The 20050-nt window shown below is 61.5% G+C and carries 18 protein-coding genes; 2 read left to right on the top strand and 16 right to left on the bottom strand.

From position 1 onward, the window contains the following. Positions 1 to 12: 12 nt before the first annotated feature. The gene (mgtE, locus tag AC1DOG_RS15740; RefSeq protein ID WP_477929256.1) at positions 13 to 1425 is read right to left on the bottom strand and encodes a magnesium transporter; all 1413 of its coding nucleotides are present in this window, start codon (positions 1423 to 1425) and stop codon (positions 13 to 15) included. A gap of 168 nt (positions 1426 to 1593) precedes the next feature. Between mgtE and AC1DOG_RS15735 the strand changes: the two genes are divergently transcribed. Next, complete coding sequence (locus tag AC1DOG_RS15735) at positions 1594 to 2088, top strand: peptide deformylase (protein ID WP_477929254.1); 495 nt, start codon at positions 1594 to 1596, stop codon at positions 2086 to 2088. A 10-nt stretch (positions 2089 to 2098) separates the two neighbouring features. Here AC1DOG_RS15735 and AC1DOG_RS15730 read toward each other — a convergent pair whose 3' ends face one another. The 14 genes from AC1DOG_RS15730 to pcsA form a co-directional block, all read right to left on the bottom strand. After that, a complete protein-coding gene (locus AC1DOG_RS15730) occupies positions 2099 to 2803 on the bottom strand; it encodes a DUF502 domain-containing protein (RefSeq protein ID WP_477929252.1) in 705 nt (234 codons plus the stop codon). 115 nt (positions 2804 to 2918) lie between these two features. Next, positions 2919 to 4745, bottom strand: a complete 1827-nt coding sequence (glmS, locus tag AC1DOG_RS15725) for a glutamine--fructose-6-phosphate transaminase (isomerizing) (RefSeq protein WP_477929250.1) — start codon at positions 4743 to 4745, stop codon at positions 2919 to 2921. A 108-nt stretch (positions 4746 to 4853) separates the two neighbouring features. Then, positions 4854 to 6215, bottom strand: coding sequence for a bifunctional UDP-N-acetylglucosamine diphosphorylase/glucosamine-1-phosphate N-acetyltransferase GlmU (glmU, locus tag AC1DOG_RS15720; protein ID WP_477929248.1), 1362 nt, complete (start codon positions 6213 to 6215; stop codon positions 4854 to 4856). 81 nt (positions 6216 to 6296) lie between these two features. Further along, the gene (locus AC1DOG_RS15715; RefSeq protein WP_402929091.1) at positions 6297 to 7070 is read right to left on the bottom strand and encodes a FadR/GntR family transcriptional regulator; all 774 of its coding nucleotides are present in this window, start codon (positions 7068 to 7070) and stop codon (positions 6297 to 6299) included. Beyond that, a complete protein-coding gene (gene yjfF / locus AC1DOG_RS15710; protein WP_047510358.1) occupies positions 7063 to 8031 on the bottom strand; it encodes a galactofuranose ABC transporter, permease protein YjfF in 969 nt (322 codons plus the stop codon). The genes AC1DOG_RS15715 and yjfF overlap by 8 nt, the downstream gene beginning before the upstream one ends. Further along, positions 8028 to 9044 carry an ABC transporter permease gene (locus AC1DOG_RS15705; protein WP_047510356.1) on the bottom strand — a complete coding sequence of 339 codons (1017 nt, stop codon included), beginning with the start codon at positions 9042 to 9044 and terminating at the stop codon, positions 8028 to 8030. Before AC1DOG_RS15705 ends, yjfF begins: the two co-directional genes overlap by 4 nt. Beyond that, positions 9041 to 10564: a galactofuranose ABC transporter, ATP-binding protein YtfR gene (ytfR, locus tag AC1DOG_RS15700; RefSeq protein WP_112945639.1), complete on the bottom strand. Its 1524-nt coding sequence runs from the start codon at positions 10562 to 10564 to the stop codon at positions 9041 to 9043. Before ytfR ends, AC1DOG_RS15705 begins: the two co-directional genes overlap by 4 nt. A 120-nt stretch (positions 10565 to 10684) precedes the next feature. After that, positions 10685 to 11647, bottom strand: coding sequence for a galactofuranose ABC transporter, galactofuranose-binding protein YtfQ (gene ytfQ / locus AC1DOG_RS15695; RefSeq protein WP_112945640.1), 963 nt, complete (start codon positions 11645 to 11647; stop codon positions 10685 to 10687). Positions 11648 to 11793: 146 nt separating this feature from the next. After that, positions 11794 to 12867 carry a BMP family ABC transporter substrate-binding protein gene (locus AC1DOG_RS15690; protein ID WP_113200230.1) on the bottom strand — a complete coding sequence of 358 codons (1074 nt, stop codon included), beginning with the start codon at positions 12865 to 12867 and terminating at the stop codon, positions 11794 to 11796. Positions 12868 to 12912: 45 nt separating this feature from the next. Next, positions 12913 to 13833, bottom strand: a complete 921-nt coding sequence (locus AC1DOG_RS15685; RefSeq protein ID WP_477929244.1) for an ABC transporter permease — start codon at positions 13831 to 13833, stop codon at positions 12913 to 12915. Beyond that, entirely contained in the window at positions 13830 to 14915 is a 1086-nt protein-coding gene (locus tag AC1DOG_RS15680; protein WP_477929242.1) for an ABC transporter permease, read from the bottom strand. The genes AC1DOG_RS15685 and AC1DOG_RS15680 overlap by 4 nt, the downstream gene beginning before the upstream one ends. After that, positions 14905 to 16479: an ABC transporter ATP-binding protein gene (locus AC1DOG_RS15675; RefSeq protein WP_477929240.1), complete on the bottom strand. Its 1575-nt coding sequence runs from the start codon at positions 16477 to 16479 to the stop codon at positions 14905 to 14907. The genes AC1DOG_RS15680 and AC1DOG_RS15675 overlap by 11 nt, the downstream gene beginning before the upstream one ends. A gap of 39 nt (positions 16480 to 16518) precedes the next feature. Continuing rightward, entirely contained in the window at positions 16519 to 17502 is a 984-nt protein-coding gene (locus tag AC1DOG_RS15670) for a quinone oxidoreductase family protein (protein ID WP_477929238.1), read from the bottom strand. 25 nt (positions 17503 to 17527) lie between these two features. Continuing rightward, positions 17528 to 18256 (bottom strand): phosphatidylcholine synthase, encoded by a 729-nt coding sequence (gene pcsA, locus AC1DOG_RS15665; protein ID WP_477929236.1) that lies wholly within the window; start codon positions 18254 to 18256, stop codon positions 17528 to 17530. 247 nt (positions 18257 to 18503) lie between these two features. Between pcsA and AC1DOG_RS15660 the strand changes: the two genes are divergently transcribed. Beyond that, the gene (locus AC1DOG_RS15660; RefSeq protein WP_112979677.1) at positions 18504 to 19316 is read left to right on the top strand and encodes a ferredoxin--NADP reductase; all 813 of its coding nucleotides are present in this window, start codon (positions 18504 to 18506) and stop codon (positions 19314 to 19316) included. A gap of 48 nt (positions 19317 to 19364) precedes the next feature. Here AC1DOG_RS15660 and AC1DOG_RS15655 read toward each other — a convergent pair whose 3' ends face one another. Continuing rightward, positions 19365 to 19982 (bottom strand): GntR family transcriptional regulator, encoded by a 618-nt coding sequence (locus AC1DOG_RS15655; RefSeq protein ID WP_018899948.1) that lies wholly within the window; start codon positions 19980 to 19982, stop codon positions 19365 to 19367. Positions 19983 to 20050: the final 68 nt, after the last annotated feature.

The following is a 20050-nucleotide window of genomic DNA, read 5'->3' as shown; positions in this document are numbered from 1 at the left end:
GTTGCGAGTTGCCTATATGCCAAACCACCAGGTGGCGATCCCCAGGAAAGCGAAGAAGCCGGTGCAATCGGTGACCGTGGTCACGAAAACCGACGAGGCGATCGCGGGATCGGCTCCGACCTTATCGAGCAACAACGGCAAAAGAATGCCGGCGACGGCGGCGGCGAAGAGATTGATGATCATGGCCGAGCCGATGACGAAGCCAAGTTGGTAATCATGAAACCAGGTGGCGGCGATGGTGCCCATGATCACCGAGAACATGGCGCCATTGGCAAGGCCGACCGCCACTTCCCTTCGAATGACGCGCCCGGCATTGTAGATATCCAGATCGCCGGTCGCGAGCGCGCGCACGGTCACGGTCATGGTCTGCGTCCCGGCATTGCCGCCCATGGAGGCAACGATCGGCATCAGCACGGCGAGCGCGATCATCTTCTCGATTGACCCGTCGAACAGGCCGATGACGCTGGCCGATAGAAGTGCTGTTCCAAGATTGATCACCAGCCACAGGAAGCGCGACTTGACGGTCGAGAAGACGTTGTCCGACAGTTCTTCGTCGCCGACACCGCCTAGGCGCTTGATGTCCTCGTCGGCTTCTTCGTGGATGACGTCGACGACGTCGTCGATGGTGAGCACGCCGACCAGCCGGTCGTTCTCGTCGACGACGGCGGCGGAGAGAAGGTCGTATTGTTCGAAAAGCTGCGCCGCCTCTTCCTGGTCCATCTCGGCCGGGATCGGGTGGTTGGTCTCGCGCATGATCGTTTCGATCTTGTTCTGCCGCTTGGTGCGCAGGATCTTGTCGAGATCGATGGCGCCGAGCAGCTTGAACGTCGGATCGATAACGAAGATCTGCGAGAAGGAATCCGGCAGGTTCTCCTCGTCGCGCATGTAGTCGATCGTCTGGCCGACCGTCCAGAACGGCGGCACGGCAACGAACTCCGTCTGCATGCGGCGGCCGGCGGAGCTCTCGGGATAATCGAGCGCCCGGCGCAGGCGAACGCGCTCGGTGAACGGCAGCTGCGCCAGGATCTCGTCGCGGTCTTCCTGGTCGAGATCTTCCAGAATGTAGACGGCGTCGTCCGAATCGAGCTCGCCGATCGCCGCTGCGATCTGCTCGTTCGGCATCTGGTCGACGATTTCGCGGCGGATCGCCTCGTCGACCTCGGTCAGCGCCGTCATGTCGAACTGGTCGCCGAGCAGGCGGACGAGCGCTAAGCGCTGATCGGGCTGGATCGATTCCAGCAGATCGCCCAGTTCCGATTCGTGCAGGCGTGCGACGTGCTGTCTTAGGAAGATCGTATCGCGGTCGGCGATCGCCGCGCCGACAAGCGCCAGGAAGTCGCTGCGGACGTTTCCGTTCTCGTCGTAGAGCTCGGCTTCGCTGTCCTCCGGACGCGTGCGGACGAGCTCTTCTGCGTCGTTCGTCATCTTTGCCGCCCTCGCATCTCTTTCGAAGTTTAGAACGCTTCGATACGCCGGAATTCAACCCGTGCTAGCCCAAAGACATAGGAACGTCCAGCGTTAAACCGTTCATACGGATGACAATTCGCCAGTCGGAAGATAGTTTCGGCGCATCTGAAATCAGGAGAGGTTTTCGTGACCGTCCGCCCCATTCTACGCTTCCCTCACCCCGGCCTGAAAACGCCCTGCGCCCTGGTGACTGCCTTCGACAACACGCTGCGCACGCYTGTCGCCGACCTCCTCGACACGATGCGTGCGGCGCCTGGTGTCGGCATCACGGCGGCTCATATCGGCGTGTTCGAGCGCGTGACTGTCATCGAGCTTAGCCGCGAAGATGGGGTGCGGGTTTACGTCAATCCCGAGATCATCAGTGCATCCGAGGAGACCAGCCGCAATACCGAGGGCAGCGTGTCGATGCCTGGCGCTACCGACGAGGTAATCAGGCCGAACGCGATCCGGTTCCGCTATCAGGGTGTCGATGGACACACCCACGAGGAGGACGCGGAGGGCTTTCTCGCCATCTGCATCCAACACGAGATCGACCAGCTCGACGGGATTTTCTGGCTGCAGCGTCTGTCGAAGCTGAAGCGCGACCGATTGGTGAAGAAGTGGGAGAAGGCCGGCGGCTGAGCCGGCTGGATTACATCTCGACCGGCGCCGGCAGCGGCTTGCGTGCAGGCTCAGGGGCGGCGATCTGCGAGGCCAGCTCTTCAGGCGTCACGAGGCCACCCGAAATCAGAAGCTTCGCGGCGTCTTCCGGCGACATGTCGAGCAGCACGATCTTTTCGCGCGGCACGAAGATCAGGAAGCCCGCCGTCGGAACCGGGGTCGGCGGCAGGAAGACGCTGACCATGTCGTGGCCCATGGCGTTGAACTTCGAGGCAATCTCACCCTTCGCATCCGTCGCGATGAAGACCATCGCCCAGAAGCCCTGGCTCGGATACTCGATCAACCCGACCTTCTTGAAGGAGTTGCTACGCTCCTTGAGCACCGTCTCGAAGATCTGCTTGACGCTCTTGTAGATGACACGGACCAGCGGAACGCGGCGCACGAGGGACTCGCTGAACATCACGATCTGCTGGCCGATCAGGTTCTTGCCGAGAAAGCCGATGATGGTGATGATGATCAGGCCGATCAGCAGGCCGGAGCCGGGAACCGCGAAATTCAGGTAGTTGTCGGGATCATAGCGCGCTGGCAGATAGGGTTTCACCCAGCTATCGGCCCAGCGCACCACCGACCATGTCAGCCACAGCGTGATGGCGATCGGCGCGCAGATGATGATGCCCGCCAGAAAGTTGTTTCTGATGCGCGACGCGACCGACAGTCGGGGCAGTTTTTCCGTCATCGTATGCCGACGAACTCCGTTGAGTTTAGCTGCGATCGGAAATCAGTGCCCCCGTGCTTTCCGTGCCAGAAACTGCCAGAATTCGCCGCGCCGCACAAGCCTCGGTCGGCCGGCCTCACTCGACCGTGACCGACTTGGCGAGGTTGCGCGGCTGATCCACATCGGTGCCCATGAAGACCGCCGTGTGATAGGCCAGAAGCTGGATCGGCAGCGAGAAGATCATCGGCGCGATGATCTCGTCGACATTGGGAAGAACGATCGTCGCCATGGTCGGCAGCTTGGAATGCGCGGCACCCGCTTCATCGGTGATGAAGATGATGCGGCCGCCACGGGCTGCCACTTCCTGCATGTTCGACACCGTCTTTTCGAAGAAGCGGTCGTAGGGCGCGATGACGATGACGGGCATGTTCTCGTCGATCAGCGCGATCGGGCCGTGCTTCAATTCGCCGGCCGCATAGCCTTCGGCGTGGATATAGGAGATTTCCTTGAGCTTCAGCGCGCCTTCCATGGCGAGCGGATAGCTGGTGCCGCGGCCGAGATAGAGCACGTCCTTGCACTTCGACAGCTCGCGAGACAGGGTTTCCATCTGCGGTTGGATGGCATTGAGCACGCGGCTCATGATGCGCGGCATCTCGGCGAGATGGCGTACCAACTCCTTTTCCTGATCCGGGCCGATCGTGCCCCTCGCCTTGCCGGCGCCCAATGCCAGCGATGCCAGAACGGCGAGCTGGCAGGTGAAGGCCTTGGTGGAGGCGACGCCGATTTCCGGGCCGGCCATGATCGGGAAGATCGCATCCGATTCACGGGCGATCGTCGATTCCTTGACGTTGACGACGGCGCCGATCTTCAGGCCATTGTCCTTGCAATAGCGCAGCGACGCCAACGTATCGGCGGTTTCGCCCGACTGCGAGATGAAGAGTGCTGCCTGCGTCGGCGACAGCGGCATTTCGCGGTAGCGGAACTCGGAGGCAACGTCGATCTCGACAGGCAGGCGCGCATAGCGCTCGAACCAGTATTTGCCGACCAGACCGGCCAGATAGGCGGTGCCGCAGGCGGAGATGGCAAGACCGGTCACCGACTTGAAATCAATCGCCGCCGCGTTGGCGCTGATCGTGTTGCTGGCGAAATCCACATACTGGCTGAGCGCGTGGGAGATGACCTCCGGCTGCTCGTAGATTTCCTTTTCCATGAAGTGGCGGTGATTGCCCTTGTCGACGACATAGGCCGTCGTCTGCGAGATCTGGCGCGGACGCGAGACTTCGTTGCCGTCGAAATCGAGGATGGTCGCGCCGTCCTTGGTCAGGACCGCCCAGTCGCCGTCGACGAGATAGGTGATCTCGCTGGTAAAGGGCGACAGCGCGATGGCGTCGGAGCCCAGGAACATCTCGCCCTTGCCGTAGCCCACGGCGAGCGGCGGGCCGGAGCGGGCCGCCATGATCGTGTCGGGGTCCTTTTGCAGCATGACGGCCAGCGCGTAGGCGCCGGTGACGCGGTTCAGCATCTTCATCATTGCTGCGCGCGGCTCGATGCCTTCGCCGAGATACTTCGCAACAAGATGCGCCACGACTTCGGTGTCGGTCTGCGTTTCGAACACGGCGCCTTCGGCGGTCAGTTCATCGCGCAGTTCGGAGAAGTTCTCGATGATGCCGTTGTGAACGACGGCGACGCCCTTGACGAAATGCGGGTGAGCATTGGTTTCGTTCGGAACACCGTGCGTTGCCCAGCGGGTGTGGGCAATACCTGTCGTGCCGGGCAGCGGCTCGGCGTCGAGGCGCTTTTCGAGATTGAAGAGTTTGCCCTCGGCGCGACGGCGGTCCATGGCGCCATCGTTGATGGTGGCGACGCCGGCGGAATCATAACCGCGATATTCAAGCCGCTTCAGCGCATCGACAAGACGCACCGCCACAGGGCTGTTACCAACGATACCAACAATACCACACATAAAGAAATCCCCAGAGCCAGCAATCAATTGCAGGCAGTCGTAACAATTTTCACTTTTTACTCAATCGGCCCGGCGGTCACTTTCGGTGACCGCGCGTTACGAAGGCAATCAGCCTTTCGCCTTCTTGGCGGCCTTCTTCGCAAGCGCCAGTTCGCGCAAGATCTTGGCGCGGCCGGGCTTGATCTCCTGGCGCGCGCGTCCAAAGGCAAGCGCATCGGCCGGCACGTCATTGGTTATGACGCTGCCGGAGGCGATGTAGGCATTGTCGCCAATGCTGACAGGCGCCACCAGCGAGGAGTTCGATCCGACGAAAGCGTTTGCGCCGATGATCGTTTCGCTCTTGTTGACGCCGTCATAGTTGCAGGTAATCGTGCCCGCGCCGATATTGGCGCCGGCGCCAATGCGGGCGTCGCCGATATAGGTCAGATGATTGACCTTGGCGCCCTCGCCCACCTTGCCGTTCTTCACCTCGCAGAAATTGCCGACCTTGGAGCCTTCGGCGAGATCCGCGCCCGGCCGCAACCTCGCGAACGGACCGACCGTGGCACCGGCACTGACATGCGCGCCCTCGATATGCGAGAAGGCATGGATGATGGCGCCGCCATCGATCACCACGCCGGGGCCGAAGACGACGTTCGGTTCGATCAATGCATCCTGGCCGATGACCGTGTCGTAGGACAGGAAGACGGTTTCGGGAGCGATCATGGTGACGCCCGAGATCATCAGTTCGTGGCGACGGCGCTCCTGCCAGAGCCGCTCGATGACGGCGAGCTCGGCGCGGTTGTTGGTGCCGGTCATTTCGACCTCGGGGGCATCGACGGCGGTGACGCGGCCGCCCTGCGAGCGGGCGATCTCGACGAGATCGGTCAGATAATACTCGCCCTTGGCATTGTTGTTGCCGATCAACGCCAGAAGCTCCAGCGCCTTGCGGCCGTTAATCGCCATCAGGCCGCTGTTGCACCAGGTGACGGCGCGCTCGGCGTCGGTCGCATCCTTCTCTTCGCGGATGGCAATCAGCTCGCCGTCCTTGACCAGCAGACGGCCGTAGCCGGTCGGCTTGTCGGTGTGGAAGCCGATGACGACGATATCGCTGCCGTCGGCCAGCGCCTGCCGTGCCGCCTTCAGAGGCGCTGCCGTTTGCAGGGGAACGTCGCCGTAGGTGACGATCACATCGTCATAGCCGCGCGCAATAGCCGCGCGCGCTGCAAGCACCGCATGGCCGGTGCCCAGGCGTTCCTTCTGGAGATAGGCCTCGATCTCGACACCGCCGACCGCGGCCGCCTTGGCGACTTCGTCAGCGTCACGACCGACCACGAGTGCCACGGCGCCGATATCGGTCTTCGCCACGGCTTCGACGACATGGGCGATCATCGGGCGGTTGGCCACCGGGTGGAGAACCTTCGACTTCGACGATTTCATTCGCGTGCTGTCACCCGCGGCGAGAATGACGGCAAGACAAGTGCGTTCCATGGTCTGCTCCCAAGAATCCGTTACAGGCGCGTTGCCGCCTCATAGCAGCAACTCGATAACGGAACAAAGATCAAAAAAGGATTAGGCCGATACCCTGGTCATTCCGGCATAGGCGTCATGCACATGATCGCGGCCCTCGACGATGACCGCCTCCATCGCTGAACGGGCGGCCGGCACGTCGCCTGCCGCGATCGCCTTGACGATGCGCATGTGTGTCTCTGCGATGTTCGAGAAGCCGTTCTGCGACGGCGGCGTACTGATGCGGAACATGCCGACGAGTGCTGCCTCGATGAGGCTTCCGAGCGTGTGCATGAAAGGATTGTGCGCGGCATCGGCGACAGCGAGATGGAACTCGAGATCGGCCATCGCGAGGCTCTCGGTCGTATGATCGGGCGCCGCCATCTCCTTGGCGAGATCGGTCAGGAGCGCGATCTCTTCAGGCGTTGCCCGCTCGGCCGCGAGGCCAGCCGCGAAAGGTTCGACGGCCAGCCGGATATCGTAAAGCTGCAGCAGGAACTCCTCGGTCACGTCGTCATCGAAGTGCCAGGCGATCACCTCGCTGTCGAACATATTCCACTGGCTCTTTTCGGTGACCCGGGTACCGACGCGCGCCTTGGCGACGATCATGCCCTTGGCGGCCAGAGTCTTCATCGTTTCGCGAAGAACCGTGCGGGACACCTTGAAGCGCTGCGCGAGATCGATATCGCCGGGGAGAATGCTCCCGACGGGATAGGTGCCGGCGACGATGGAGCGGCCGAGTTCGTCCACCACCTGTGCGTGGCTGGTGCGAGATCGGCGTTGTGTCTTCCCGGTGTCCAGAATTCTATTGCGCAAGCCACGACCCCCGTCAGGCATACCTCTTGTTCAAACTCGAGAGGAACAGGATGGCCTTCTGCATCAGGATGAATGCAAAAAGCAGCAGGCCGATCAGTATCTTCGTCCACCAACTGGAGAGTGTTCCATCGAAGGTGATGTAGGTCTGAATCAACCCCTGTATCAGGAGCCCGATAAAGGTTCCTGCTACAAATCCCGCTCCACCCGTCAGCAAAGTGCCCCCAATGACAACCGCCGCGATGGCATCGAGCTCGACACCGACGGCCGCCAACGAGTAGCCGGCGGACGTATAGAGGGAAAAAACGATTCCGGACAGGCCGGCAAGGAAGCCGGAAAGCGCATAAATCTGAATTGTGGTGCGACCAACCGGCACACCCATCAACTGCGCCGTGTGCGCCCCGCCGCCAAGCGCGTAAACGTTGGTGCCGAAGCGGGTGCGGTGGGCAATGAAGATGCCGACGGCGAAGACCAGGAGCATCACGGCGCCGATCAAAGTGAGTCGGCCGCCGCCCGGCAGCTTGTAATAGAGGCCTGACAGCGTGTTGTAATAATCGTGGCCGATCGGGATGCTGTCGATGGAGAGCACGAAGGCCATGCCGCGCGCCAGGAACATGCCAGCCAGCGTGACGATGAAAGCCGGCATCTGCAGATAGTGGATCACGGCCCCCATCGCCGCGCCGAAAGCCGTGGTGATGACGAGCACCAGCGCGAAGGCGACCAGCGGATGGATGCTGGTGTTCTGCAGGATGACGGCGAGGAACACGCCGGTGAAAGCGATGACCGAACCGATCGAGAGGTCGATACCGCCCGAGATGATCACGAAGGTCATGCCGACGGCGGCGATGCCGAGGAAGGCGTTGTCGGTCAGGAGGTTGCCGACCACGCGCGTCGACAGCATGCTCGGATACTGCATCGCGCAGACAGCGTAGGAGAGGATGAAGATAACGATTGTCGCCAGCAGCGGCAGGTATTTCGAATTCATTTCTGCAGTTCCCCTCTCGGGCTAGAGCGACGCCCCATAAAGACGGCTGCCGATTGCACGGCCGGCGACTGGATCACCAGGATGACCAGAACAATCACCGCCTTGATGATCAGGTTGAACTCCGGCGGGAAGCCCGAGAGCAGGATGCCGGTGTTGACCGCCTGGATGATCATCGCGCCGATAAGGGAGCCGACGATGCTGAAGCGCCCGCCGAGCAGCGAGTTGCCGCCGACGACGACCGCGAGGATTGCGTCAAGCTCAAGCCAGAGGCCGGCATTGTTGGCGTCGGCTCCCTTGATGTCGGCGGCGACGATGATGCCGGCGATCGCCGCGCAAAGCCCGCTCAGCATGTAAACGGCCATCAGCAGCACGGGCGTGCGAACGCCCGACAGCGTGCTTGCGCGGCGGTTGATGCCGGTTGCCTCGACGAGCATGCCGAGCGCGGTGCGGCGGACAAGTAGCGTGACCAGAACGCCAACGACCAGCCAGATGACGACGGGCATCGGCATGAAGGCGAAGGAGCCGCTGCCGAAGAAGATCAGACCGTCATCGTTGAAGGTCATGATCACGCCCTCGGTGATCAACTGCGCGATGCCGCGACCGGCAACCATCAGCACCAGGGTGGCGATGATCGGCTGGATGTTGAGGACCGCTACGAGGAAGCCGTTCCAGACACCGCATGCGAGACCGATGAGCAGCGTCAGCACCAGCGTCCAGGCGAGCGAGTTGCCTGAGACGATCGACGACGCTGCGACGGCGCCGCAGATGGCGATGACTGCGCCGACGGAAAGGTCGATACCCTTCGTGGCGATAACGAGCGTCATGCCGATCGCCAGCAGCGCTACGGGAGCGCCGCGATTCAAGACGTCGATCAAGCTGCCATAGAGCCGGCCATTTTGAATTGTGACATTAAAAAACTGCGGGAACATAATGAAGTTCAACAGCAATATGACCGCAAGCGCGATCAATTGTGGTGCCAGGCGGATGAGCAGCGCCTTCTGTGACGACGTCATGCGTCCTCCGTCTTTTTCTGCACGGCGGCGATTGCCTGGACGATGCGCGACGTGCTGACGTTCTCACCCGTCAACTCCGCCACGTGCTCGCGGTCCCGCAATACCAAGATACGTGAACTATAGGCGATAAGCTCTTCTAATTCCGATGAAATAACGATCAGGGACATGCCCCTTTCACAGAGCTCCTCGATCAGCTTTATGATCTCGGCATGGGCGCCGACATCGATGCCGCGGGTCGGCTCGTCGAGGATCAGGAAGTCGGGATTGGTGGCCAGCCAGCGGGCGAGGATCGCCTTCTGCTGATTGCCGCCTGACAGCAGACGGATCGGCTTTTCGCGGTCGGTGGTGCGGATGTCGAGCGCCTTGATGTACTGGTCGGCAAGCGTGTTCTGCTCGCCACGAGACAGCGGCCGCGCCCATCCCCGGCGCGCCTGCAGCGCCAGCGCGATGTTCTCGCGGATCGACAGATCGCCGATGATGCCATCGGTCTTGCGATCCTCGGGGCAGAAGCCGAAACCGGCGCGGATCGCGGCTCGCGGGTTGGAGAGAGCGACAGGCTTTCCATCGATCTTGGCGGTGCCGCTATCGGCATTCTCGATGCCGAAGAGAAGCTCGGCCGTTTCCGTGCGTCCGGAGCCAAGCAGACCGGCGACGCCGACGACCTCGCCGACGCGAACGTTCAGATCGAAGGGCTTCACCTTGCCGCGTTTGCCGTATCCCTCGAAGCTATATTTCACCGGACCGGCGGCGACGCTGCGTTCCTTCACTGCGGCTTCGGCATGCGCCAGTTCATGGCCGAGCATCATAGAGATCAGGCCCTGGCGCGGCAGTTCGGCTTTCTCGCGGGTGCCGACCAGCTTGCCGTTGCGCAAAACCGTGATGCGGTCGCTGATGTCGTAGACTTGCTCGAGGAAGTGGGTAATGAAAACAATACCTAGTCCGCGTTTCTTCAGGTCACGCATGATACCGAAGAGCATCGCCACTTCCTGCGCGTCGAGGCTTGCCGTCGGTTCGTCCAGGATCAGCACCTTGCCGGAGAGATCGACGGCGCGGGCAATGGCCACGACCTGCTGGACGGCGACGGAGAAGCGATCGAGCTGCGCGGTGACGTCTATCTCCATGCCATATTGTCGCAGCAGTTCGCGCGCCTGGCGGTTCATGGCGGAAACGTCGATCATGCCGAAGCGCTTCGGCTGACGCCCGAGAAACAGGTTCTCCGCGACGCTCAAATTGGAAAGGAGATTGACCTCCTGATACACCGTTCCGATGCCAAGCCGCTGCGCAGCAAGGGTATCAGCCGGATCGATCTCGGCGCCATCAAGCGTGAGGCTGCCTTCGTCGCGGCGATAAGCGCCGGTAATGCACTTGATCAGCGTCGATTTTCCGGCGCCGTTTTCACCCAGCAGCGCGTGCACTTCGCCCTTGCGAAGGGTGAAATCGACCTTGTCGAGAGCGACGGCTCCGGGGAAGAATTTCGATATGCCTGATGCGGCAAGGACGTTCTCGAAATTGTGAATCATCAAGTGGGCTTTTCCTGATATTGACCGACATGGCCTGATAGCAACCCGACATGATGTCTGGCAGCGTTCGCGGCAGTTCCGCACCGGTCCATGACGGACCGGTGCGGTTCATGCGTCAGATCAGTAGCCGAGGCCCTTCTTGGACTCGTAGACCTTCTTCGGATCGTCAGCCTGGGTGTAGAGCTTCGATTCGGTCTGGATCCACTTGGCCGGAGCCTTCTTGTCCTTGAGGTAAGCGTCGAGCGCGTCGAATGCCGGGCCCGCCATATTCGGCGTCAGCTCGACGGTCGCGTTGGCTTCACCGGCTTCCATTGCCTTGAAGATATCAGGAACGGAGTCGATCGAGACGACGAGGATGTCCTTGCCCGGCTTCAGGCCGGCTTCCTTGATCGCCTGGATACCGCCGACAGCCATGTCGTCGTTATGGGCGTAGAGGGCGCAGATGTCCTTGCCGCCGTTCTCAGCCTTCAGGAAGCTTTCCATGACTTCCTTACCCTTGGTGCGGGTAAAGTCGCCGGTCTGGCTGCGAACGATCTTGAAGTTCGACTTGCCGGCAATGGCCTCCTCGAAGCCCTTCTTGCGGGCGATGGCCGGCGAGGAGCCTGTGGTGCCCTGGAGCTCGACGATGTTGCACTTCTTGTCGGCAACGGTCTTCACGAGCCAGTCACCGGCAACCTTGCCTTCATGCACCTGGTCGGAGGTGACAGCAGTCAGGTAGAGATCCTCAGGCGCCTTGATCGTGCGGTCGAGAAGGATGACCGGGATGTTGGCTTCCTTGGCTTCCTTCAGAACCGCGTCCCAACCGGTTTCGACGACAGGAGCGAGCAGGATGGCGTTGACGCCCTGGGCGATGAAGGAGCGGATCGCCTTGATCTGGTTTTCCTGCTTCTGCTGGGCATCGGCGAACTTCAGGTCGATGCCGCGCTTCTTGGCCTCTTCCTTGGTGACGGTCGTCTCAGCAGCGCGCCAGCCCGATTCAGAGCCGATCTGCGAGAAGCCAACAACCAGTTCGGCGGCCTGTGCCGAGCCGAACATGCAGGCAGCAAAAACCGTGGCACTCATGAGTGCTGTCTTGAATTTCATGATTTCCTCCAAAAGCCGCCTCCCGCGGCACGCACTAGGAAAATCATATAGTATTACTTTTGTAAATGCACTTTCTGGTATGCAATGCAGCAAAAAAGGGCGCCCGAAACGAGCGCCCTTTCGCATGTGCTAACAGTGAGAAAAGCTCACTTCGGCAGCTTGTCGTCCACGCCCTCGACGTAGAAGTTCATGCCGAGCAGCGTGGCGTCGTCAGCCTTCTCGCCAGCCTTCAGCCACGGGGTGCCGTCCTGCTTGTTGATCGGACCGGTGAAGGGATGCAGTTCGCCGGACTTGATCTTGGCCTCGGTATCCTGAGCCATCTTCTTCACGTCGTCGGGCATGTTGGTGTAGTCGGCCATCTTAAGGATGTTATCCTTCAGGCCGTCCCAGCTCTGCTCGGACTTCCAGGTGCCGTCGAGCAGCGCGTGAACGCGCTTGGAGTAGTAATTGCCCCAGGTGTCGACGATAGCCGTCAGCTGCGCCTTCGGGCCGGCTGCGATCATGTCGGAAGCCTGGCCGAACGCGTGGATGCCGCGTTCTTCGGCAACCTGCATCGGGGCCGTCGTGTCGGTGTGCTGCGTCAGCACGTCGACGCCCTGGTCGACCATGGCCTTGGCGGCGTCGGCTTCCTTGCCCGGGTCGAACCAGGTGTTCACCCAGATGACCTTGAGCTTGAAATCAGGATCGACAGACTTCGCGCCCTGCTCGAAGGAGTTGATACCCATGACCACTTCCGGGATCGGGAAGGAGGCGATGTAGGCGGCACCGTGGTTCTTCGAGGTCTTGGCTGCAATCTGGCCGAGGATGTAGCGGCCTTCGTAGAAGCGCGAGTTGTAGGTCGCAAGGTTCGGGCCGGACTTGTAGCCGGTGCCGTGCTCGAACTTCACATCCGGGAACTTGGCGGCGACCTTGACGGTGGCGTCCATGAAGCCGAACGAGGTGGAGAAGATCAGCTTGCAGCCGGAGCGGGCGAGACGCTCGATGGCGCGCTCGGCATCCGGGCCTTCAGGAACGTTCTCGAGATAAGGCGTGTCGATCTTGTCGCCGAATTCCTTCTGGATCTGCTGGCGGCCGAGGTCGTGCGCCTGCGAGTAGCCGCCGTCGGTGTGCGAGCCGACGTAGACGAAGCAGACCTTGGTCTTGTCGGCGGCCTGTGCGGATGTGCCGACGCTCAAAATGGCAGCTGCCGAAGCGGCAAATGCGAATGCTAGTCTTTTCATGATAACCCCTGTGGTTTGGAATTTCGAAGTTCGTTTGTTCTTGTTTTATCGTTCCGGGACGAATGGTTTTCCCAGCGACGCCGGCGTGTTGATCAGCGTCGTGCGCCGATTATGAGAAATGATGACGAGAACCACAATAGTGGCCGCATAAGGCAGCATCGACAGGAACTGTGCCGGAATACCGATGCCGAATGCCTGGGCATGCAGCTGCAGGATCGTGACCGCGCCGAAGAGATAACCGCCGGCAAAGACACGCCACGGACGCCATGAAGCGAAGACGACCAGCGCCAGCGTGATCCAGCCGCGGCCGGATGACATGTTCTCCACCCATTGCGGCGTATAGACGAGCGACAGCTGCGCACCGGCAAGCCCCGCGCAGGCGCCACCGAACATCACCGCGAGATAGCGGGTGCGGATGACGCTGATGCCGAGTGCATGCGCCGAGCCGTGGCTGTCGCCGATGGCGCGCAGCTTGAGGCCGGCGCGGCTGCGGAACAGGAACCAGCTGACGCCAAAGACGAGTGCCAGCGACAGGTAGAAGGTCAAGTCCTGCTTGAAGAGCACCGAGCCGACGAAGGGAAGGTCGGAGAGATAGGGCACGACGATCGGCGCGAGCCGCACGCCGGGCACGCCGACATAGCCTTCGCCGAGCATGCCCGACAGGCCGAGGCCGAGGATGGTGAGCGCAAGACCCGTCGCGACCTGGTTGGCGACCAGCGTCAGCGTCAGGAAGGCGAAGAGCAGCGAGAAGATGGCGCCCATGGCGATACCGGCTAGAAGCCCGATATAGGGCGAGCCGGACATCTGCGCACCGGCAAACGCCGCAACGGCGCCCATGATCATCATGCCCTCGACGCCGAGGTTCAGCACGCCGGAGCGTTCGGTCACCAGTTCGCCGAGTGCGGCGATGACAAGCGGCGTCGAAGCGGTGATGACTGTCAGAAGGATGGCTTCGAAAATACTCATGCGACGCCTCCCCGGACGCGCGACCAGACGATGCGGATCTTGTAGGCGATCAGCGTGTCGCAGGACAGGACGAAGAACAACAGCAGCCCCTGGAAAACGCGGGTGACCTTGTCGGAGACGCCGATCGACAGCTGCGCCGCCTCCCCACCCAGATAGGTCAGCGCCAGCACCAGGCCTGAAGCGATGATGCCGAGCGGATTGAGGCGACCAAGGAAGGCGACGATGATGGCCGTGAAGCCGTAGCCCGGTGAGATCGCCGGCTGCAGGTGACCGATGGAGCCCGAGACTTCCGAGATGCCGGCGAGACCGGCGAGGGCGCCCGAGAATAGGAAGCTGAACCAGATCATCTTCTTCGACGAGAAACCGGCAAAGCGCCCTGCCCGTTCCGACTGGCCGAGCACGACGATCTCGAAGCCCTTCAGCGTGTATTTCAGCATGAACCAGACGAGGATCGCGGCAACGATCGCGAAGATGAAAGCCCAGTGGGCGCGGCCGGATTCTTCCCAGATCGCCGGCAGCACCGCTTCGGGCGGAAAGGAGACGCTTTCGGGGAAGTTGAAACCGGCGGGATTGCGCCAGGCGCCGCGGATCAGCCAATCGAGAAAGAGCTGCGCGATATAGACCAGCATCAGGCTGGTCAGGATCTCATTGGTGTTGAAATGCGCCTTGAGCAGCGCCGGGATGCCGGCGAACAGCGCTCCGCCGAGAGCGCCCATGATCAGCATCAGCGGCAGCACCAGGGGCGAATGCCATTCAGTGAACAGGATCGGCAGGATCGAGCCGGTGATCGCGCCCATGGTGAACTGGCCCTCGGCGCCGATGTTCCAGTTGTTCGAGCGATAACAGACCGCCAGGCCGACGGCGATCATGATCAGAGGTGCGGCCTTGATCGCCAGCTCGTGCAGCGACCAGACTTCGAGCAGCGGCTCCAGGAAGAAGGCGTCGAGGGCCTCGACCGGGTCCTTGCCCAGGATCTCGAACATGATCGCGCCGGCAACCAGCGTCAGAACGAGCGCGAGCAGCGGCGAGACGAGACCATAGAGCTTCGACGCCTGCGGGCGCTTTTCGAGTTCAATGCGCATGCGTGGTCTCCGGCGCGGTCTTGCTTTCATGCAGGCCGCCCATCAGCAGGCCGATCTTCTCGCGCGTCAGTTCGCCCGCAGGGAATGGCGACGACAGACGTCCCTCGGAGATGACGGCGATTTCGGTGGCGACCTCGAATATCTCGTCCAGATCCTGGCTGATGACGACGACGGCAGAGCCATTGCGGGCGAGATCGACGAGGGCCTGGCGGATGCGGCTTGCCGCGCCCGCGTCCACGCCCCAGGTCGGCTGGTTGACGACGAGGACGGCCGGCTGGCGGTCGAGCTCGCGGCCGACGATGAATTTCTGCAGGTTGCCGCCCGAGAGCGAACCGGCTGCGGGATCCTCGCCACTCTTGCGAACATCCATTTCCTCGGAGATACGCTTCGTGGCGTTCCTGACGGCGCTGCGGCGGATGATCTTGAGGAAACCGCCCGACAGAAACGCCTTGCGGTCGGATTTGCTCCGGGCAAGCACGAGGTTGTCGGAGAGCTTCATCGCGGAGACGGCGGCGTGGCCGTGGCGCTCCTCGGGCACGAAACCGGCGCCGAGCAGGCGGCGGGCGGTGATGCCTTGGGTGCCAACCGGCTTGTTGCGGATGACGACGGCTTCGGGTGTCGAAACCGGATATTCGCCCGAGAGCGCATCGAACAACTCGCCCTGCCCGTTTCCGGCAACGCCTGCGATCGCCAGGATCTGGCCCGAACAGACGGTCATCGACACGTCCTTCAGCGGCATGGCGAAGGGCGTGCGTGGGGCGACGGAGAGGCCTGAGACAGCAAGTTGGACTGGCCCCTTGGCGCCACGATCGGGGTGGGTGACGGAGGCCACGTCGTTGCCGACCATCATGCGCGCAAGCGAGGCCGGCGTTTCATCGGCCGGTACGCAGGCGCCGGTGACCTTGCCGTGACGCAGAACCGTGGCGCGGTCGCAGATGCGCTGCACCTCTTCCAGGCGGTGGCTGATGTAAAGCACCGAGCGACCCTCGGCCTTGAGCTTGAACAGCGTCTCGAACAGCTTGTCAGCTTCCTGCGGCGTCAGCACCGAGGTCGGCTCGTCGAGAATGATCAGCTTCGGGTTTTGCAAGAGCGCGCGGACGATCTCGATGCGCTGGCGCTCGCCGACAGACAGATCGGCCACATGGGCATGCGGGTCGAGCGGCAGGCCATAGGCCTGCGACAGCGCCCTCGCCTCCTCGGCGATCTTGCCGATCGGAATGCTGTCATCGAGAGAGAGCGCAATGTTTTCGGCAACGGTCAGTGCCTCGAAAAGCGAGAAATGTTGGAACACCATGCCGATGCCGAGCTTGCGTGCGGCTCCGGGCGAGTTGATCGCCACCGGACGGCCTTCCCAGACGATATCGCCTTCACTCGGCTCCAGGACGCCGAAAAGCATCTTCACCAGCGTGGATTTTCCCGCGCCGTTTTCGCCGAGCAATGCATGGATTTCGCCGGGAGCGATATCAAGGTCTATGTGGTTACAGGCAGCAAAGCTGCCGAAGAGCTTTGTCAGCTTCTGGACCGACAATAACGCGCCTGATGCCGGCACAGTCGATGACGACACTTTCCCCTCATTTCCCACTGCCGACCTGCCCCTTCAGGATCATTCTGGGATCAGCAGCGTCGTTCCGGTCGTTTTTCTAGCTTCCAGTTCCGTGTGGGCTCGCCCAACCTCGCGCAACGGATAGGTCTGATTGACATTGATACGCACTTTGTTGCTCAAAACAACATCAAATAATGCGTTTGCACAATCAGTTAGCTCATTGCGGGTGGCGATATAGGTGAAAAGCGTCGGACGGGTCGCAAAAAGCGAGCCCTTCTGCGCCAGCAACGCCAGGGTGAAATCCTCGATCGGGCCGGATGACTGGCCGAAGGATACGAACATGCCCAAGCGTTTCAGGCAGTCGAGCGATTGCGGGAAGGTGTCGCGGCCGATGGAATCGTAGACCACGTCGACGCCCTTGCCGCCTGTGATTTCCGACACGCGCGCGACGAAATCCTCGGTGTCGTAGTTGATGACGTGGTCGTAGCCATGCTCGCGTGCCAGCTCGGCCTTGGCGTCTGAGCCGACCGTACCGATGACAGTCGCGCCGAGCGCCTTGGCCCACTGGCCGGCGATCAGGCCGACACCGCCGGCGGCGGCATGGAAGAGCAGCGTGGTTTCAGGGCCGACCTTGAAGGTGCGGTTCAGCAGATACTGTGCCGTCATGCCCTTCAGCATCATCGCCGCGGCAGTATCGAGCCCGATGCCATCGGGAACGGTGACCAGATGCCTGGTCTCGATGTTGCGCTCGATGCTGTAGGCGCCGTCGGAACCGGCATAGGCGACGCGGTCGCCGACCTTGAAATCCGAAACGCCGGCGCCGACCGCCGTCACGGTTCCGGCTGCTTCCTTGCCCGGAACGAAGGGCATATGCGGCGCCTTGTAGAGGCCGGTGCGGAAATAGACGTCGATGAAATTCAGGCCGATCGCGGCGTGCCTTATCTGCACTTCGCCGGCACCGGGCGGCGGCAGGTCGATATCGACATAATCGAGCACCTCGGGACCGCCGGTCCCATTCAGCACGACGGCCTGTGTCTTCGTCATTCCAGTTCTCCTATGCCCAACGCCCCTATGGACGGCGTCCCAGCGCCGGCAGGAACTGCAGCACCGCGCCAATGCAATACAGATAGATACCGCTCAGAACGAAAAGAACGAGCGCCCATTGCGGCACGACGAAATGCATCAGCAGCGCGTAGATGCCGAGCGCCGACCACAGGAAGAAGATGCCGAGATTGAGCGGACGAAGGCGCTGGACGCGCACCGGATGCAGGAAGTTGATTGGCAGGAAGGTCAGAACCACCGAGACGGTGACGACGGCGAGCGCCGTCGTGGCGCTGGCATCCATGACGAACAGCGTGAAGACGATCATGTTCCAGACAACGGGGAAGCCGGAGAAGAAATACTCTTCGGTCTTCATGCCCATGTCGGCATAATAGATGGCGCTTGAGACGACGATCATGCCGGCGGCCACGAAGGACCATGGCTCGCCGATCATGCCGCTCTGATAGAGCGCGAAGGCCGGCAGCAGGACGTAGGTGACGTAATCGATGATGTTGTCGAGCGTGTCGCCAGACCAGTTCGGCAGGACTTCCTTGACCTTGACCTTGCGCGCGATCGGGCCGTCGATCCCATCGACCAGAAGTGCCAGCCCCAGCCACCAGAACATATCGACGAAACGATGCTCGGCGGCGGCGACGACGCCGAGGAAAGCAAGGAAGGAACCGGAGGCCGTCAAAATATGGACGGAAAATGCGCGCATTTCCGCGTAGGGTACGCGCTTGTAATTGAAAATCTTCATGTTTCCCCGAGTTGCCATAAGCAATCCGCACCCCCGAGGCGCGATTTCGGCCTAATATGCATCCTTTGTCGGGCTTCGCCAGAGCAAAAGCGAATGATGCACATCGGGTTTCCCAAACCTGACGATAACATGCATATTTCATGCAACTCGCCACAGAGGGAATGGAATACCTTTAATCCGCCGCCTATTTGTAATATCTCGCTCGCATCGAATTGATGATCGACGAACTACGGGATCCGATACCGCAATGAACGCCCCTGCAAAGACCGAAGAATTCGCAGCCCCAATCCCTGCCGGCGTTTTCGCCGAAACCGTTCTCAGCGTCACGCATTACACGGACAACCTGTTCCGCTTCACGATGACGCGTCCTGAAGGTTTCCGCTTCCGCTCTGGCGAATTCGCGATGATCGGTCTCATGGTCGAAGGCAAGCCGATCTTCCGCGCATACTCGATCGCCAGCCCGGCCTGGGCCGAGGAACTCGAATTCTTCTCGATCAAGGTTCCCGATGGTCCGCTGACCTCGCATCTGCAGGCGATCAAGCCCGGCGATCAGGTGCTGATGCGCAAGAAGCCGACGGGAACGCTGGTGCTCGACGCGCTGACGCCTGGCCGTCGTCTCTACATGTTCTCGACCGGCACCGGCATCGCGCCCTTCGCCAGCCTGATCCGTGATCCGGAGACCTATGAGAAGTTCGACCAGGTCATCCTCACCCACACCACGCGCAACATAGCCGAACTGAAATACGGCTTCGATCTGGTTCACGAAATCCAGAACGACGAGCTTTTGCAGGAAGTGGTCGGCGACAAGCTGCTGCACTACGCAACGGTCACGCGCGAGGACTTCGAGTATCGTGGCCGTATCACGGACCTGATCTCCTCTGGCAAGCTGTTCACCGATCTCGGCGTTCCCAAGCTCGATCCCGAAATCGACCGCGGCATGATCTGCGGCTCTTCGGCGATGCTGAAGGACACCAAGGAACTGCTTGAGCAGGCTGGTCTGGAAGAAGGCGCCAACAGCAAGCCGGCGCAGTTCGTCATCGAGCGCGCCTTCGTCGGCTGATCGCCCCATCACATCCCTAGAACAACGGCTCCGGAAACGGGGCCGTTTTCATTTCTGGCCGAGGTAATCGATCAGCGTCGTCATGGCCTTGCGTGCTTCAGTCGCCTTGCCCTGCTGGATCGCGCGGATAACGGCGACGTGCAGCGAGATCGAGCGGTCCATACGCTCAGGGCTCGCCTTTGAATACCAGAGGCGGCGCGAATGGGTCTGCACCGGGCCGAGCGCCGAGGTGATGAAGGCATTCGGACAGGACTCTTCGAGAATTTCGTCGAAAGCCTTGTCGGCCGCGAAGAAGCCCGCGAGATCGCCGCTGACGGCGCAGTCGTTCATGGCGCGCGCGCATTCCACCAGCTGGTTGCGTTGCCCGTCGGTCGCCTGTTCGGCCACGAGCGCGGCGGCGATCGGTTCGAGCTCGCGGCGAACCTGCATGACATGGGCGTGGTCGGTCGGCTTGATCTCGGCGATCTGCAGGCCGACGCGCGGCTTCACCACGATCAATCCCTGCCAAGCCAGCTTCTGGATCGCCTCGCGCACCGGCGTACGGCCGTGTCCGGAGAGATCGATCAGCTGCTTTTCATTGACGAGCGCACCAGGCGTCAACGCCAAGGTCACGATGGCATGTTCCAGCGCCAGATAGGCAAGATGGCTCTGTGAGGAGTTCGGCATCGCGGATCCGTGATTCGACCTGATATATCATAAGCCCCGCGTTAACGGATTCAATGGCAGGTTGCCAT

It is taken from the genome of Rhizobium sp. 01N48, assembly GCF_056399145.1.
The sequence above is the reverse complement of the archived record's forward strand: the minus strand, read 5'-3'. Positions and strand labels throughout refer to the sequence as shown.